The following is a 14784-nucleotide window of genomic DNA, read 5'->3' as shown; positions in this document are numbered from 1 at the left end:
CTTCGCTTTCCCACCCCCTCACGCAGTTCTGAATCGGCGCTTCAATCTGTCCAAAAGTACAGCGAAGATGACGATGATACCTTTGACGATCATCTGCCAGTATGGCTGGACCCCCAGAAGATTCAAACCGTTGGAGACAACCCCAATAAGGAGAGCCCCAATCAGTGTCCCGTACACTCCTCCTTCTCCCCCCATGAGGCTCGTCCCACCAATAACCACAGAGGCAATCACGTCGAGTTCATATCCTTGCCCCGCCACAAGCTCCCCAGAGTTCAGGCGAGAAGTCAAAATGAGTCCACTTAATCCCGAGAGGAACCCAAGAAGAGTGAAGGCGCTGATTTTGTATCGCTCAACCATAATGCCCGAGAGAAGCGCTGCCTCCTCGTTACCACCGATAGCATAGATGTAGCGACCGAAAACAGTCCTCTTGAGCACAATGCCAGCAATAACCACGCAACCCAGAAAGAGAATGACCGGAAAAGGAATAGGACCAACCATCCCTGCCCCGATGAAACGGAACGCAGGGCTCATCCCCGAGATAGGCTTCCCCTGAGCCACAAGAAGGGTTGCCCCTCGAAAAATGCTCATCATGCCCAAAGTCACGATAAAAGGGTGGAGCTTTCCTTTGGTGGAAATGAATCCGTTGAGAAAGCCAATGCCTCCACCAATGAGTAGCGGCACAACGATACTCAGAAAAAGGCTTCCACCCCACTTGACCTGGAACCCCGCAGCAATGATTCCCGTGAAGGCCACGATGGACCCCACAGAGAGGTCGATCCCCCCAAGGAGGATAACAAAGGTCATCCCCACGGCAATAACCCCGATAATCGATACCTGCCGGATGACGTTGAGAATGTTCAGAGGATGGAAGAAAACGGGGGTCAGGGCACCAAACATGACAAAGACTACCAGGAAGGCGAGAAGGATGCCAACCCTATCCCAGAAGATGAAGAACTTCTGGAAAATCTGAGTGCTCTTCTCTTCAACCAACACTGGCATACTCTTCCCTCCTCCCCAGAGCAAGTCTCAGAATGGCCTCCTTCGTCGCCTCTTCACGAGAAAGTTCCCCGACTATTCTGCCCTCCCGCATGACAAGAATCCGGTCACTCATGGCGAGAATCTCGGGAAGCTCTGAGGAAACCATAATGATAGAAGCACCACGCTCGAGCAGCCGATTCATCAGGTGGTAAATCTCGACTTTCGCGCCAACGTCTATTCCTCGGGTTGGTTCGTCAAAGAGGTAGATGTCGCAATTGCGGGCGAACCATTTTCCGAGGACCACCTTTTGCTGGTTGCCTCCCGAAAGGTACATCACCTTCTGGAAAAGCGAAGGCGTCTTAATGTTCATATGCTGTACCATATCCTGAGCTATAGCCCTCAAACGCCCATCCTGAATGAATCCCCGAACCGAAACCAGGGGTAGAACAGGAAGACCAAGGTTATCGAGCACAGAAAGGAGGAGGACCAGCCCATGGACCTTCCGTTCCTCAGGAAGGAGAGCAATACCGTGGTTAATAGCATCAAGAGGAGATCGGATGCGGACTTCCTTTCCCCGGATGTAAATCTTCCCCTCGTCAATGGGGTCAACGCCATAGATTGCCCGGAGGAGCTCTGTTCTCCCTGAACCAACCATTCCGGCGATGCCAAGAATTTCACCTTTCCGGAGGGAAAAACTGATGTTTTCAAGGACTCCACGTCTTGTAAGACCCTCCACTCTCAGAACTTCTCCTTTAGCAGTGTGTGATACCCGGGGGAACCTCTCGACAACCTCACGTCCCACCATCATCCGGATGAGATCCTCCATGGTGACATCCTGTACGTCCCGGGTCGCGATATGTTGACCATCCCTCAGCACCGTGACCCGATCACAGACTTCGTAAATTTCCTCCAGGCGATGGGAAATGTAAATAATAGTCACACCCTCACTCTTCAAAAATTTGATAATCCGAAAGAGTCCTTCGATTTCCTTCTGCGCTAAAGTCGCCGTAGGCTCATCCATGATGAGAACCCTTGCTCTGTGGGAAAGGGCTTTGGCTATCTCCACCACTTGTTTTTTAGCCACACCCAAATCCCGGACTTTCTGGTCCACGTCGATGTCCACGTCGAGGAAGCGCATGAGCTCCTGAGCTTCTCTGCGCATCCGGTTCCAGTCAACGAAGAACCTCCGTGTTACGAAGTGATGCCCCATGAAGATGTTCTCGGCCACCGTCAGAGCAGGAATGAGGTTGAATTCCTGATAGATCGCCGCGATACCGTTTTTCAGGGCTTCATGAGGAGAGGAGAAATTCACTGGCTTCCCTTCAAAGAATATTTCCCCTGCGGTTTTTTGGTACACCCCGGTGACAATCTTGATCAGCGTGGACTTCCCTGCTCCGTTTTCTCCCACCAGGGCGTGAACCTCCCCTCTCCGGATAGAAAACGTCACTCCATCAAGCGCCAGAACCCCAGGGAAACGCTTGGTAAGCTTCTCAAAATGGAGAATAGGAACGTCATTCATCTTACTCCCTACTCCACTCTGGGCCCAAAGTGTTTGAGCATCACCAGGTTTTCCGTCGCACTCTCGTTGACGATGGTGACTCCGGCTCGTGCAGCCTCGTAGGTCACAAAGAGCTCATCGCGGGTCATTTCCCCAAAACGAATGAGGGTAGGCGCTTCAACTTCAAGAGCCCCGAATTTCCCATGTCCCTGAACCACGATGACCCCGTATGGTCCATCTTCTCTAATGGTGACACTCCTTCCGGGGAACACCGTGAGTTCTTTGGCAGAGAAATCCTCCAAACCGTAGACCACGTAGTACTCCTCATACCCTTCAGCCCGCATTTCCTCAAGAGGCCGCACGGGTTTTGGCTCAAGGTAGTGGTGAGCGAAGAAATCCGGGTCGGTGTTAGCTTCCCAGTCAAGGAGGCTCACAATGTACTCAAGGTCGTTTTTGTGTTCTGGGGGGACATCCTTCACCACCAGGTCCCAGGGGATGAACCGATCCCAGACGATGTTCTGGAAAGGCGCAAAAACATCGGAGGCCTTCTGGGGTTCGTAGGTCAGAAGGGATCCGGGGGCATGGAGAATTCCAGGTTGAACAATCCAGCCGGTTCCGGGTTTAAGCTTGTATGCCCGGGAAAGGTAGAGAATGCCATTGTCCCCTTTGTTCCACATCTCGAGGCAACGAATAACGTCTTCCTTTTTTGTCCCCGGATTCAGGCCAAAGAACGTGTAGGGAAAGTACCCGCCGTGGTTGTTGAGCTGTGGGGGGAAGTAGTATCCTTCAGGTTTTCCAAGCCTTCCAACTCGCCTGGCCTTTGCATCATCATGGTGCACATGGTGGAAAAGGGGGTTCATGTTGTCAAAAAACTTGGCAAACACTGGCCATCCCCCGTACTTTTCCATCATGGCCTTCCCGACAATGACATTCCCCGCAAGCTCGATGGCATCCCGAAGGAGGACCTTCTCCGCTTTCCCTCCATCCTCAACATAGATGTAGCTCAGCCCCTCATCGGGAAGTGTTTCGGGACCGTTGTCCGCCTGAACCGTAGAGGCGAACCATCGTTCATCAATGCCCCCTCGGTGAACCCCAAAGGCATAGTAATCATCAGGGTGAAGCTTCAGCCGCTTTCCAGGAATACAGAAGGACCGAGGAACCCAGGTGGGGAAAAGACGCAAAACGCCTTGACCTTGATTCAAGGCAATGTCAAGGAGCATCTTCATCGTTCCCATAGGAGAATCTCCTTCCCGCAAATTTTGGCAACAGGATATCGCAAACTCAGGGAAAAGTCCATTGGGATAACGTTTACGCTAAAAAACTACCACAGCCGGTTTCTCCTGTCAATACTGGTTTTTCTCACCTCATCCATGGTATAATTTCCCCTGGAAAGGAAAACGTTTTCGAGGGGCCTGTATGGTTTCCATCAGGGATGTCGCGAGACTTGCAGGAGTTTCCGTTACTACCGTCTCCCGGGTCATCAACAGAAGGGGAAAAACCAGCAAGGCAACCGAAGAAAGAGTCTGGAGAGCCATTGAGGTCCTTCAGTACCGACCAAATCTTCTGGCGCAGGGTCTCAGAAGCCAGAAAACCAGGCTTTTGGGGTTACTTGTCCCGGACATTGACAGTCCATTTTTCGCCCGACTCGCAAGATACATCGAAGAAGCTGCTTACCAGAGAGGGTACAACCTCATCCTCTGCAACGTGGGAGAAGACCCAAAAAAAGAACGCCACTATCTCGAGGTACTCCTGCAACGGCAGGTGGAGGGTATCATCTTCCCCCGTGTTTCAGATGAGAGCCTGCTTTTCCGGATTCCCTCGCTCTCGAGAGTCCCCTACGTTGTCCTCGACCGAACTCTTGAGCATGAGGAAGCCCCAACAGTAAAGCTCGATAACCTCGCCGCAGGGGCTTTGGCGGCTTCACACCTCCTTGAGCTCGGTCACAAGAAGTTCACCTGCATCAGTGGACCTCAGAAAATCACCGTTTGCCGGGAGCGCCTCGAAGGATTTCTCACGAGACTCGCTCAGGAAGGCATTCCATCCCATGACGTTCTGGTCGTTGAAGGCGACTTCAAGATCGAGGGAGGGCGCAAAGCCATGGAGACCATCCTCTCGCTTTCTTCCCCCCCTTTTGCCCTCTTTTGCATGAATGACATGATGGCTTTCGGTGCCATTCAGGTAGCAAAAGAGCGGGGCTGGCGAGTTCCTGAAGATATTTCAGTCATTGGCCTTGACAACAACCCTCTCTGCGAGGTTTTTTCTCCTCCCCTCACCACAGTAGCTCAGCCTTTTGACCGCATCGCCAAAGAAGGTATCGCGCTCCTCTGCAAGCTCATTGAGAAAAAGAAGATACGAAAAAAATCCATTACCGTTCCTCCTTACCTCATCGTACGCCAGTCCACTGCTCCTTTCCGGGAGCAATAGACTGGCGCTTTTTGAGGGATCATCCGAGGATTGCCTTCAGGTCCTCTTCAGGTGTGGTGATGGGCATGAGGTTGAATTGCTCTTTGAGGACCTTGTACACCGGTTCCTTGACGAAAGCCGGCATACTCGGCCCAAGACGCATGTTCTTTACGCCCAGATGCAGCAAGGTCAGGAGAATTGCCACCGCCTTCTGCTCATACCAGGAGAGAATGAGGGAAAGCGGGAGGCTATTGACATCGGTGTTCAGTGCCTGAGCCAAAGCAAGGGCAATCTGGATAGCCGAATAGGCATCGTTACACTGGCCAATATCAAGAAGGCGTGGAATGCCCTCAATCGTGCCAAACTCGAGTTTGTTGAAACGGTACTTGCCACAGGCCAAGGTGAGAATCACGGCATTCTGAGGAACAGCCTGAGCAAACTGGGTGTAGTAGTTCCTCCCTGGTTTTGCCCCATCACATCCCCCAATGAGGAAGAAATGCCGGATTTTCCCCTGTCTGACAAGGTCCAGGACCCTGTCGGCAACACTGAGAACAGCATTCCTTGCAAACCCCACAAGGATGGTCTTTTCCGGTTCGTCCTCAGGGAAACCTTCTTCCCTCAAAGCAGCTTCAATAACCGGGGAGAAGTCGCGGTTTCGAATGTGGACGACTCCAGGCCACGCTACGAGCCCGCTGGTGAAGATGCGGTGTTTGTAGCTCTCCTTGGGTTTCTGGAGACAGTTCGTCGTCATGAGAATAGCACCGGGGAAAACATCGAACTCTTTTTGCTGATTCTGCCAGGCACTGCCATAGTTGCCCACAAGATGCGAGTATTTCTTAAGACCGGGGTATCCGTGAGCAGGGAGCATTTCTCCATGGGTGTACACGTTAATCCCTGTTCCCTCGGTTTGTTTCAGGAGTTCTTCGAGGTCTTTCAGGTCATGACCGGAAACGACGATAGCCTTCCCCTTCACAGGGGTAACACGCACCGGTGTTGGTACCGGGTGACCATACGTGGTCGTATGAGCCCGGTCAAGCAATTCCATGACTCGGAGGTTGTACTCACCGACTTTCAGGGCCGTGGTGAGGAGTTCCTCCAGCGTGAAATTCTCACGAGTCAGGAAATCCAGAGTCCTGTGGAAAAAGGCGTATACCTCGTCATCCTCCACACCGAGAATCTGGGCGTGATCTGCGTAGGCCGCCATCCCCTTCAGGCCATATAGCACAAGGTGCTTTGCTCCAGCCACCGTTTCTCCAAACCGCTCAATGTCCCTCTCAAGGGTGACTTCTTCCCCCTGACGAATGAGCTCATTCAGACTCCCCGCAGGAGCCCACCGAGTAGGGCCAGAGAGATGCTCCGGAGTCCTCCCCTGCTCTCTGCAGGTCTCAAAGTACAGGTGTTTCAGTCTCTCCTTGATTTCGTAAGCCTTGTTGAGGTACATCTGTAACCGTTCGGGGTCAAAGTCCACATTGGTGACCGTGCTGAAGAGGGCCTCAAGAACAAAAACGTCGGCTTCGCGGTCCTTCACCCCGAGTTCTCTGGTCCTTCTGGCCAACATAGCGATTCCCTGGGTTGCGTACACCAGAAGATCCTGCAAAGCAGCGGTCTCGGGGTCTTTCCCGCACACTCCAAAGTTGGTACACCCCGTGCCTCCGGCAGTCTGTTCACACTGGTAACAGAACACTTCTCTCGCCTCCTTCCTCAATTTTGGTATTATAATACCTAAATTCCTGTATGGTGTCAAGAGAGAGCGACTTCCTGGAACAATGTCACCACCCCAATTCGCGAAAGCACTTGAGGCACCGATATCAAAACCTTAATCCTACCTCTTCATCAAGGCTCTTGATGTATGTCCCCTTTAAGGAAAAAGGCAACCACCATACTAAGGAGACGTTTTGTCTTGGATCGCTTCCACCCTGGGAAACGCATTCGGGAAACCCCGCTCTAGGATGGCTCAAAGGAGAAAGGAAGAGATGTCTTCCGAGAAATCCACAGCACCATCCCAGTGATGCGAGAAGCGGTGAGCGTTCTACAGATGACTCTCAAGAACCTGATACAAAAGTACGCCCTGGATTTTTGTAATACGGAAGGCTGTAATCTGGATGAGTGAGAGAAGGGAGGGCACATTGCATTCCCGAATGGAGGAAAATTTTTAAGAGGCCACAAAAACCTCATAGGAGAATCCCAAAAAGAGAAATCCCTATGTAGCGGTGAGAAAAGACGCATTCGGAAAGGCGGTAAACAAGTTAGGAAGGTTGACGTGGGATCCTCTCTGTAAAAACTCAAGGAAGGGAACTACGGTTACTTCTCCGTTCCCTTCCTTGAGCATGATCACCTGTATTCTCGAAAACTCACAACGTTCGTCTTCTGTGCTGTGAATTAGGGCTCTACTTTTCCATGTTTTGGCACTCCCGGTCGGTTATACTGGGTTCAGAGTTTTTCAGCGCTACACAGGTTTTCCGGATTGGCTGCTACCCGGCCACAGGTCACGCAAACGTATTTCCCATCACGCACCAGATTCTTATACTCCTCAAAGTGTTCCTGGATGTAACCGATATTTTCGAGGTAACAGAGGTGCTTCTCATGACCTTCATGGGGCATTTTCACTTCTACCATAGCCATACCTCCCAATGTCCTTTTGCAGGTTAAAAACCGTTTTCCAGAGGAGTTATTCTCTGGATTTTTTGGCTTTGCAAGTCGATTTGAAAGCAGGACATGCAGAGGAAGCCCAGTGCAAATTCCCTCTTGTCTCTGGGATTCTGCAACACAGTACCTCTGTGAAAAACAAATCGACATCGCGCCGTTGTCTCCGGACCCCTTTACTTCTCACCAGCAACAGGGTAAACTTACAGTGGTTGAGGATAAGAAGGCATAAAAGGCAAAAAGCCTCCCCGAGCGCGCCTGTAGCTCAACTGGACAGAGCGCTGGACTTCGGATCCAGGGGTTGGGGGTTCAAGTCCCTCCAGGCGCGCCAGGAGTGTGGGATCTTCCGTAGTGGAGTCCTGTGTTGCTCTTTGCACTCCACCACTTTCTCGGGCCTCCAGGTCCCGAGTACCCTACGCTCCTCCGCTTCCGTCCCTTTGTCAATGGTTCAGGCAGAGCCCGTTTCCAAGAAAAAAACCCGCATCCCTGAAGACACAGGGATGCGGGAGATACTCTTATTCCTCCGGTTCCCCGGGCCAGGCACCGACAACACCCTCTGCAGCCCACTCCATCGTGATAAGCTCGTCCATGGTGAGGCGAACCCCTTCAGGAACCCTGAGATTTCCCTTGCGATCGCGAATGGGGCCGGTGAAGGGACTGAAGGCATACTCAGGATCAGCCATAGCCTTAAGGAGAGCAAAAACGAGGTCGTATACGCTGGTTTCACCATACACTGGATCGTTCACAATTGTAGATTTCAACTGGTCCTCAAAAACAGGGTTGATGGGCATGCCGAAGTCTGCTCCGAGTTCAACGGCCCCCTCGCGGAGGAGCCACCAGTAGTCAACATTCTCGAGATTTTTGGAGGTGTATAGGCCAGCATAGACTTTGGCGAAAAAGTCGAAATAGATGGCTTCCCAGTGCACAAGCTGACCCGATGCCACAAAATTCGGAGCGAACTTGTACATGGGAGAGTAATGCCCGAAACTCGGAAGCCCGTGTTCTGCAGCAACCTGAACAACTGTTGGAGAGTCCTCCGTGAAAGCCAGCACGTCTACTCCTTCAGCAATGAGCGACTCTGCCGCCTCTTTGGCTCCTGCAGGGTCATACCAGGAAGTCTGGAGCCATCGAACGAGCACCTGAGCACCGGGGTTCACTCTCCGAGCACCCAGAGTAAAGGCATTGATGTGACGCTTGAGTTCCGGAATAGGAAAGGCCCCAACGTATCCGAGCTTCCCAGTTTTCGTCAATGCTCCCGCAATGACTCCGTTGAGATAGTACACCTGGTGAAAGTCCGCCATGTACGTGGCCATATTGGGTGCTCTTTTGAAACCAGAGCAGTGGAAGAAAATTTTGTCAGGATACCGCTGAGCCGCTCTGAGCGTTCCATCCATGAAACCAAAGCTTGTGGTAACAACAACATCAACACCTTCCTGGTTAATCAGGCGGTCGATAACTCCTTCGACCTCTCCCTCCGGTACTGCTTCGACGTACACGGTTTCAAGCCAGGGGTAGGCATCGTCGACAATGCGTCGTGCCTGGTCATGGGCATAGCTCCAGCCAAAGTCTCCGATGGGCCCAACGTAGATGAACCCAGCCTTAATCTTTGCTTCCTGTGTGTTCCCCAAAGCCATAAACCCAAAACACAGGAGGAACACCAACAAAACCACCGCCGTGAACCGCTTCACCGTTCCACCACCTCCACACCGAAATTATACTAACTGCTCCCTCTCTGATAAGGTACCCCCAAGGAAGCGGGTGGTCCCACTTTCCTGCGAGCCGCTAAACGAGAGACAAAACCCAAAGCCACAAGGGGGAAAAGATATGGGAGGGTGTTCAAGAGTTCCGGGGAAACCTGGACCTGGAAACGAAAAGAAAAGTGGTAGAGAATCCCAAAAAGGTATGCTCCCACCATCCCCCAGAGAGGATTCCAGAAGGCAAAAATAGTGAGTGCAATGGCCAGCCATCCAATTCCTGCAGTCATCCCATAAGACCACGAAGGACGATACCCCAAAGAGAGATATGCTCCCGAAAGACCGGCAAGAACTCCTCCGAAGAACACGCAGGCGTAACGGACAAGGGTAACGTTGATCCCCATGGCATCACAGGCTGCAGGGTTTTCGCCTACCGATCGGATGACGATGCCCCAGCGCGTGTGGAAAAGGACAAACCAGAGAATGACAGCTAGCCCCAAACTCGCGTACACAAAGACATTGTGCTTCTCAAAACCTGGAAGAGCGGAGAGGAAGGGTAAACGAAACACCGGAAGCGTCGTGGCAAGGACCTTTCCCTCAAAATTCCTCCCCAAGACCCCCGAAATGCCCATACCCAGCATTCCCAGGGCCAGTCCCGAAACCACCTGATTCGTCCGGAGCGTGACACTACAAAAGGCGTGAACAAGCGACGCACATCCAGCAACAATCCCGGAAACAACCACTCCCAGCCACGGATTCCCCGAAAAAAACGCCACGGCAAAAGCCGAAAACGCTCCAAGAGACATCAGGCCCTCGACACCGAGGTTCAGAACTCCAGATCGTTCGGCGTAAATTTCCCCTAAAGTCGAAAGAAGCAATGGGACACTGTAGGCCAGGGTCCTTCCAACGACGCCACTAATCCAAAACCCTATCGTACTCATCCTCTTTCTCACCCCATGGTGCAACGCGCAATGTAACCCGGTAGTACAGAAGTTGCTCTGAAGCGATGAGGAAAAAGAGTACCAGCCCGTTGAGAATGTACATCACCTGGAAGGGAATGCCAAAAGCAACTTTCAATGCATCCTGTCCGGACATGAGAGCCCCAAAAAGAAAAGCGCTTGCGAGAACGCCAAGGGGGTTTGCCCGGGCGATCCAGGCAACGATAATGGCCGTGAACCCATATCCCAGGGAAATGTGTGCAGGATGACGAAGCATATGGTGAATGCCGCTGACCTCACCCACCCCTGCAATACCGGCCAGCCCTCCTGAGAGAAAGAGCACCAGAGCCACAACACGCTTTGCAGGAACTCCTGCAAGATGGGCCGCTTTTTCTCCTCTTCCAACAACCCGGAGCTCGAAACCAAAGGTGGTCTTTACCAAAAGGAAGTAACAGAAAAGAGCCGCGAGGAGGGCAAAAAGGAAGGTCACCAGAGGCACCCGGGTAGTGCCGATGGTGGCAAGCCAAGCTTCTTGAGGAAAGGGATCTGTATAAGCAAATCCCCGAACCGTTTTCCCTTTCCAGGGACCGAGAATGAGGTAAAGCACGAGATTCGCAGCAACGTAGTTGAGCATCAGTGTGGTGATGATTTCATTGATCGCCAGCCTATTTCGACACCACGCGGCGAAGGCCCCCCATAGTGCTCCTCCCAAAAACCCGAGGACAAACATCGCGGGCAAAAGCAGGGAAGGGGGAAAGGGCGAAAAGAGGGCCACCCATGTTCCCACAATGGCTCCGATGAGCATCTGCCCTTCGGCACCGATATTCCATACCGAAGCCTGAAAGGATACCGCAAGACCTGCCCCGATAATGGCCAGAGGAATCATCCGCTTCACCGTTTCAGAAAGAGCATAGAGACTACCAAAGGCTCCCTGCCAGAAAACCCTGTACGCCTCAAGGGGAGAGATTCCAAGAAAAACAAAAAGCAGGCCACTGACCAGGAAAGCCAGAAGAAGCGAGAGTGCAGAGACAAAGAACACCATGGAGGCTGGAGGTTCAAGTCGTCTCGTTACCTGGAGTCTTAGCCTCATCGAACCATCACGAGGCGTTCACCCGGAACCCCTCCCATCATCATTCCAATATCCCTGCGATCCTCCTCGCTCCACCCACTCTGAGGACGCTTCCTCTCGCCGAGGATAGTCCCCCTGTACAGGACAAGCACCCTATCGGAAAGGGCGAGGATTTCGTCGAGGTCACCAGAAACAAGGAGAATGCCAACACCCTCCTCCTGTAAGGAGAGAAAGAGTCGGTGGATGAAATCAGTAGCCAGGATGTCGAGACCAGCGGTGGGATTGGAAACCACAAGAACACGAGGACGAGAGGTCAGAACCTGTGCAAGGGCCACCCTCTGACGGTTGCCCCCGGAGAGAAGACGTACCGGAAGCTGAGGAACCGGTGGCACAATCCGGTAGGTGGCAATCATCTCCTCCGCATGTTCACGCACTTTTTTCCAGTCCACGAGGATTCCGCGGCGGAAAGGTGCTTTCCGGTAATCCCGGAGGAAAAGGTTTTCGGCAAGGGTCAGATCCCCAACAAGTGCCATTCGGCGATCCTCGGGAACACACGCCAGACCCGCCTCACGAACTCTCTGGGGGAGCCACGCCGTAATGTCTACCTCACCAAGGAAAATGCGCCCTCGCAAGGGAGGACGAAGACCGGCAAGGGCCTCAGTCAGCTCTCGCTGGCCATTTCCCACCACTCCGGCTATGCCCACGATCTCTCCCTCTCGAATCTCGAAAGACACCCCCCGCACTCCAGGGAATCCCCGGTCATCCAGCACCCAGAGGTCCTCAACTCGAAGAAGAGGGCGACCGGGAGAAAGCGGCTTTTTGGGCAGGGAAAACGTCATCTTCTCCCCCACCATCATGGCAGCGAGGGTTTCGAAATCGGCTTCGCCCCGCGGAACCGTCCCCACCACCCTCCCCTTTCGGAGAACGGTAACGCGATCGCCGATCTCTCCCACTTCGCTGAATTTATGAGTGACAAAAAGACTGGTCTTCCCTTCCTCCTTCATCCTCTTCAAGACAAGGAAAAGCTTCTCCGCATCCTTGGGAGTGAGCACAGAGGTGGGTTCATCGAGGATGAGAATTTCAGCCTTTCGAAGGAGGGCCTTCAGAATTTCCACCCGCTGCTGTTCTCCAGCAGAGAGTTGCCAAACCCGAGCATCCGGATCCACATCAAGACCGTATTCCCTCGAGAGATCCCGAATCATTTGTCGTGCCCGCAAAGCAGGGAAAAGGTGAGGAACCCGAGGAAATCCAAGCACAACGTTTTCCCAGACGGTGTGGTTGGGAATGAGGCGAAAGTGCTGGTGAACCATTCCGATACCCAGTTCTATGGCCACCCGGGGTGAAGGTATACGAACCTCTTTCCCCCGAAGGATAATGCTCCCTCCATCGGGCTGGTGAATCCCGTAGAGGACGTTCATGAGCGTGGTCTTTCCCGCTCCATTCTCCCCAAGGAGAACGTGAACCGTCCCCCGTTCAACCCCAAAGCTCACCCGATCGTTGGCAAGGATACCGGGCGGAAAAACCTTGGTTACGTCTCGGAACACCACAATCTCCTGACATTCACAAGACATCGTTTTTTTCCTCCTGAGGCACTCAACAACTCGTAATTATACTATCAGGGATTTGCAAGCAGCAATCTTCTTGCTACAATTGTGACAACTTCTTCAAAAGGGGGGAGAATATGCTGGGACTGCACGACTTCTGGATTACCCTTGCTTATCTTCTCTGTATCGGGAGTACCCTGCTCTGTGTGGTATACGGCTTGGTCAACTGGAACCGGGGTGGAGAGGGTGTGAAGCCAGAAAAGATCCTCCATTGGGAGAAAGAAGAAGAGGCGCTGGAAGAGTAAGGAGGGGGAAGAAAGTATGTACCGTCTTGCCCTTGTGCTTGCAACGCTTGTGTATCTCCTTATCACAGGGTATCTTGGATACGTTGCCTACCGGAGGACCAAGACAACCACAGACTACCTCCTTGCCGGACGGGAAGCTCACCCCTACATCATGGCCATGTCGTATGGTGCAACGTTCATCAGCACCTCAGCCATCGTGGGTTTCGGAGGGACAGCGGCACTCTTCGGGTTGAGCCTTCTTTGGCTCACGTTCCTGAACATCTTCGTCGGGATATTCATTGCCTTCGTTTTTTTCGGTCACCGGACCCGCGCCATGGGATATAACCTCGACGCACATACCTTTCCGGAGCTTCTGGGGAAGCGCTTTCAGTCCAGATTCATCCAGGTCTTCAGTGGCATTTTGATCTTCCTCTTCATGCCTATCTACGTCTCCGCAGTCCTCATGGGAGCTACACAATTTCTCACCGTGAACCTTAAGGTGGACTATGAAGTCGGTCTTCTGCTCTTTTCCGCCGTTGTTGCCCTCTACGTCATCATGGGAGGTTTAAAAGGCGTCATGTACACCGACGCCTTCCAGGGGACTGTGATGTTCGCCGGCATGCTCTCGCTCCTCTTTCTCACCTACTATCGCCTTGGAGGCGTGACCCAAGCTCACGAAGCCCTCACTGCTCTTGCCCCAAAAGCCCAAGAGGTCTTTGGCGCCATGGGGCACCGGGGATTCACCAGCATGCCCGCCTTTCTCTCTCCTCTCTGGTGGACAGTCGTGTCCACAATTGTCCTTGGCGTGGGCATTGGGGTTCTGGCACAGCCACAACTTGTTGTCCGCTTCATGACTGTGCGCAGCAGCAGAGAACTCAATCGGGCCACAGCTATTGGAGGGATTTTCATCCTCGCCATGACAGGCGTCGCCTTTGTTGTTGGAGCACTCACCAACGTTTATTTCTTCAACACTACTGGTCAGATTTCTTTCCTCGCTGCTCAGAAACAGGTCGATTCTATTATTCCCCTCTTCATTGAAAGAACTATGCCTCCCTGGTTCGGTATCCTGTTCCTCGTTACGCTTTTTGCTGCAGCCATGTCCACCATGAGCAGTCAGTACCACACGATAGGTACAGCCCTGAGTCGCGATATCTTCGAAACGCTTACGGGGCGGAAAGGTACCGTTGGCCTCAACCGCATTGGAACGTCTATCGGGATTCTTCTGAGTACCTTCCTCGGGTGGGGTCTGCCTCGCTTTTACGGTGCGGGTTCAGAAATCATTGCCCGGGGAACCTCCATTTTCTTTGGTCTTTGTGCCTCGACACTCCTCCCCATGTACATCGGGGCTTTGTACTCCCGCCGTATCACCAAGGCTGGAGCCATTGCCGGAATGGTTACAGGCTTTGCCGCAAGCATGTTCTGGTTCCTCTTCGTGCATGAAAAGGAATCCCAGGTCCTTGGGTTGTGCCAGGCCCTTTTCGGACGGGGGGCCCTGTGGGGTCTTCCTTGGAAAGTCGTGGATCCCATCGTGATTGCGCTCCCCCTTGCCGCTCTCGTAACCGTCTTGGTGAGCCGCTTCACAAAACCCCCAGACGAAGCCCACCTCAAAACCTGCTTCAATGGCCTCTCATGAAAGACGGCACCGGGGAACCGGTGTTCCCCGGTGCCAGAGCGTGGTATAATACCCCAAAAGAGCAAAAGCTGCCTGCGGTGAGGAAGCAGAACGCTTCTGA

At 52.9% G+C, this 14784-nt stretch carries 12 protein-coding genes and 1 tRNA gene; 4 read left to right on the top strand and 9 right to left on the bottom strand.

Annotated features, from left to right (window positions below):
- Window positions 1–18: 18 nt before the first annotated feature.
- From ACP6EK_RS07475 to ACP6EK_RS07465, 3 genes are read right to left on the bottom strand one after another with little or no spacing between them, the layout of a single operon-like run.
- Window positions 19–999, bottom strand: a complete 981-nt coding sequence (locus ACP6EK_RS07475) for an ABC transporter permease (protein ID WP_438314805.1) — start codon at window positions 997–999, stop codon at window positions 19–21.
- Window positions 983–2497, bottom strand: coding sequence for a sugar ABC transporter ATP-binding protein (locus ACP6EK_RS07470; protein WP_438314802.1), 1515 nt, complete (start codon window positions 2495–2497; stop codon window positions 983–985). The genes ACP6EK_RS07475 and ACP6EK_RS07470 overlap by 17 nt, the downstream gene beginning before the upstream one ends.
- Window positions 2498–2505: 8 nt before the next feature.
- Window positions 2506–3711, bottom strand: a complete 1206-nt coding sequence (locus ACP6EK_RS07465; protein WP_438314799.1) for a hypothetical protein — start codon at window positions 3709–3711, stop codon at window positions 2506–2508.
- Between the two features lie 181 nt (window positions 3712–3892).
- On the opposite strand from ACP6EK_RS07465, the gene ACP6EK_RS07460 reads away from it, so the two are divergent.
- Window positions 3893–4900, top strand: a complete 1008-nt coding sequence (locus tag ACP6EK_RS07460; protein WP_438314796.1) for a LacI family DNA-binding transcriptional regulator — start codon at window positions 3893–3895, stop codon at window positions 4898–4900.
- A 19-nt stretch (window positions 4901–4919) separates the two neighbouring features.
- Here the strand turns inward: ACP6EK_RS07460 and hcp are convergent, their stop codons facing one another.
- Complete coding sequence (gene hcp, locus ACP6EK_RS07455) at window positions 4920–6563, bottom strand: hydroxylamine reductase (protein WP_438314793.1); 1644 nt, start codon at window positions 6561–6563, stop codon at window positions 4920–4922.
- 746 nt (window positions 6564–7309) lie between these two features.
- Window positions 7310–7495, bottom strand: coding sequence for a hypothetical protein (locus ACP6EK_RS07450; protein ID WP_438314790.1), 186 nt, complete (start codon window positions 7493–7495; stop codon window positions 7310–7312).
- Between the two features lie 281 nt (window positions 7496–7776).
- Between ACP6EK_RS07450 and ACP6EK_RS07445 the strand changes: the two genes are divergently transcribed.
- Window positions 7777–7853, top strand: a tRNA-Arg gene (locus tag ACP6EK_RS07445).
- 184 nt (window positions 7854–8037) lie between these two features.
- Here ACP6EK_RS07445 and ACP6EK_RS07440 read toward each other — a convergent pair.
- From ACP6EK_RS07440 to ACP6EK_RS07425, 4 genes are read right to left on the bottom strand one after another with little or no spacing between them, the layout of a single operon-like run.
- Entirely contained in the window at window positions 8038–9210 is a 1173-nt protein-coding gene (locus ACP6EK_RS07440; RefSeq protein ID WP_438314787.1) for a BMP family ABC transporter substrate-binding protein, read from the bottom strand.
- A 29-nt stretch (window positions 9211–9239) separates the two neighbouring features.
- The gene (locus tag ACP6EK_RS07435) at window positions 9240–10157 is read right to left on the bottom strand and encodes an ABC transporter permease (RefSeq protein WP_438314785.1); all 918 of its coding nucleotides are present in this window, start codon (window positions 10155–10157) and stop codon (window positions 9240–9242) included.
- Window positions 10132–11244, bottom strand: coding sequence for an ABC transporter permease (locus tag ACP6EK_RS07430; protein ID WP_438314782.1), 1113 nt, complete (start codon window positions 11242–11244; stop codon window positions 10132–10134). The genes ACP6EK_RS07435 and ACP6EK_RS07430 overlap by 26 nt, the downstream gene beginning before the upstream one ends.
- Window positions 11241–12794 carry an ABC transporter ATP-binding protein gene (locus tag ACP6EK_RS07425; protein ID WP_438314779.1) on the bottom strand — a complete coding sequence of 518 codons (1554 nt, stop codon included), beginning with the start codon at window positions 12792–12794 and terminating at the stop codon, window positions 11241–11243. Before ACP6EK_RS07425 ends, ACP6EK_RS07430 begins: the two co-directional genes overlap by 4 nt.
- Window positions 12795–12904: 110 nt before the next feature.
- Between ACP6EK_RS07425 and ACP6EK_RS07420 the strand changes: the two genes are divergently transcribed.
- Window positions 12905–13072 carry a symporter small accessory protein gene (locus ACP6EK_RS07420; protein ID WP_438314775.1) on the top strand — a complete coding sequence of 56 codons (168 nt, stop codon included), beginning with the start codon at window positions 12905–12907 and terminating at the stop codon, window positions 13070–13072.
- A 16-nt stretch (window positions 13073–13088) separates the two neighbouring features.
- Complete coding sequence (locus ACP6EK_RS07415) at window positions 13089–14684, top strand: sodium:solute symporter family protein (RefSeq protein WP_438314772.1); 1596 nt, start codon at window positions 13089–13091, stop codon at window positions 14682–14684.
- Window positions 14685–14784: the final 100 nt, after the last annotated feature.

Origin of the sequence: Candidatus Caldatribacterium sp. SIUC1 (genome assembly GCF_051549785.1) — a bacterium.
Lineage (GTDB): Bacteria > Atribacterota > Atribacteria > Atribacterales > Caldatribacteriaceae > Caldatribacterium.
Note: the sequence above shows the minus strand (reverse complement) of the source record. Positions and strands in the feature narration are given on the sequence as shown.

Coding starts and splice junctions, on each gene's coding strand:
- ACP6EK_RS07450 (WP_438314790.1), bottom strand. CDS start 7,495: ATGGTAGAAGTGAAAATGCCCCATGAAGGTCATGAGAAGCACCTCTGT.
- ACP6EK_RS07420 (WP_438314775.1), top strand. CDS start 12,905: ATGCTGGGACTGCACGACTTCTGGATTACCCTTGCTTATCTTCTCTGT.
- ACP6EK_RS07430 (WP_438314782.1), bottom strand. CDS start 11,244: ATGAGGCTAAGACTCCAGGTAACGAGACGACTTGAACCTCCAGCCTCC.
- ACP6EK_RS07470 (WP_438314802.1), bottom strand. CDS start 2,497: ATGAATGACGTTCCTATTCTCCATTTTGAGAAGCTTACCAAGCGTTTC.
- ACP6EK_RS07475 (WP_438314805.1), bottom strand. CDS start 999: ATGCCAGTGTTGGTTGAAGAGAAGAGCACTCAGATTTTCCAGAAGTTC.
- ACP6EK_RS07425 (WP_438314779.1), bottom strand. CDS start 12,794: ATGTCTTGTGAATGTCAGGAGATTGTGGTGTTCCGAGACGTAACCAAG.
- ACP6EK_RS07415 (WP_438314772.1), top strand. CDS start 13,089: ATGTACCGTCTTGCCCTTGTGCTTGCAACGCTTGTGTATCTCCTTATC.
- ACP6EK_RS07460 (WP_438314796.1), top strand. CDS start 3,893: ATGGTTTCCATCAGGGATGTCGCGAGACTTGCAGGAGTTTCCGTTACT.
- ACP6EK_RS07435 (WP_438314785.1), bottom strand. CDS start 10,157: ATGAGTACGATAGGGTTTTGGATTAGTGGCGTCGTTGGAAGGACCCTG.
- ACP6EK_RS07465 (WP_438314799.1), bottom strand. CDS start 3,711: ATGGGAACGATGAAGATGCTCCTTGACATTGCCTTGAATCAAGGTCAA.